The 1262-nt window shown below is 47.5% G+C and carries 1 protein-coding gene and 1 pseudogene; both read left to right on the forward strand.

Going from position 1 to position 1262, the window contains the following annotated elements:
• A partial coding sequence (locus tag ACKLNH_RS20575; RefSeq protein ID WP_413114131.1) for a hypothetical protein occupies positions 1-946 on the forward strand: 946 nt, incomplete at its 5' end.
• Positions 936-1262: pseudogene (locus ACKLNH_RS20580) on the forward strand (virion protein); the annotation flags it as partial. The gene ACKLNH_RS20575 and the pseudogene ACKLNH_RS20580, both read left to right, overlap by 11 nt.

Below are 1262 nucleotides of genomic sequence, written 5' to 3' on the forward strand. Positions count from 1 at the left end.
TAATCTATTAATCAATTCTGACTTTTCTCATTCTGACGGCTGGCAAATGGGCCAAAATGAAGCATGGGCTAAATTGATCTCCCCTTATTACAACGACTCACCAAACAGTTGTGTAATAGGGCGCAGCAATGCGGTTCCTGTCCCGTTTGGTTGGTGCGCGGAAGTTAATACCGCCTCTGGTAATGCCCGTATTAGTTCGCAAACAATGACGATGGGCGGTGAAGTTGATGATTCTGATGAACGTAGCCAGTGTGCGTTTCTGTTTAATGGCTACGACACCGATGTTGTGATGTATCAGCCATTTAATGCCCCAACCATTAGCACCGTAGGAATATCGCCAATGAAGATGGCGGCATACAGTGCTTACTTTCGGGGCTTTGCCAAAAATACGGTTTCACGCTTTGGGGTGATGGAGCTTGATGACGATGATCGCTTTGTGAAAATTGTCGCTGAAATGCCCATTCAAGAAGAAGATTTCACGACAGGCCAGCGCTTTATTCATCACTACTTGCACGGTATTTCGTTAGTGCCTGGGGGGCGATATGCATATTTCTACGAAACGAAAGATTTAAGTGGTTTTAGTTGCTCGTGTAATGAAACGGGGATTTACCTTAATCCCGACAAAGAAGATGTGACGCCATCCTTGGATAGCCCACACAATCTTTATCCACATGGTGGCTTGCTGGGCCATTATCCCGCCGCTGAACTGATTGCGGGTAAATCCGTTCCTGTGCCAATGCGCCCGATGGTGCGCAATGTAGACCGCCACTTGATCATGACCAACGTTAGTGACGGTAAACGACCACCTGCACCCGCAGATGGCAGCATAGAGGTGAACTGCGATGGCGCGATGCTTTCAATTGTCGCTAATGGGGTGAGCAATACGGTAGAAATTCGCTATCACTGGTCATTGCATCCAATGAAATGTGGTTTTTATGACGCTTAAAGGGTGGCTCGCTATTTCAGCAGTCATCGTAATGGGAGTATGGACAGTGCAACGACAAGGATTGCCCCGTGGGGTACGTAATAATAACCCGCTAAACATTCGTAAAGGTAACGATTGGGTAGGGGAAAGTGCTTTCTCTCGGGATGAAGAGTTTGAAACCTTTAAACATGCCAAGTTTGGTTTTCGTGCTGGGGCGCGGGTTCTACGTAGTTACAACCGCCAAGGTATCAGCACCTTAACAGGCATAATTTCCCGTTTTGCGCCAGCGCATGAAAACAACACCGCACACTATGTGCAAATGGTGTCGGAGTGGACA

This window comes from Thaumasiovibrio clandestinus (genome assembly GCF_047250365.1).
GTDB lineage: Bacteria > Pseudomonadota > Gammaproteobacteria > Enterobacterales > Vibrionaceae > Thaumasiovibrio.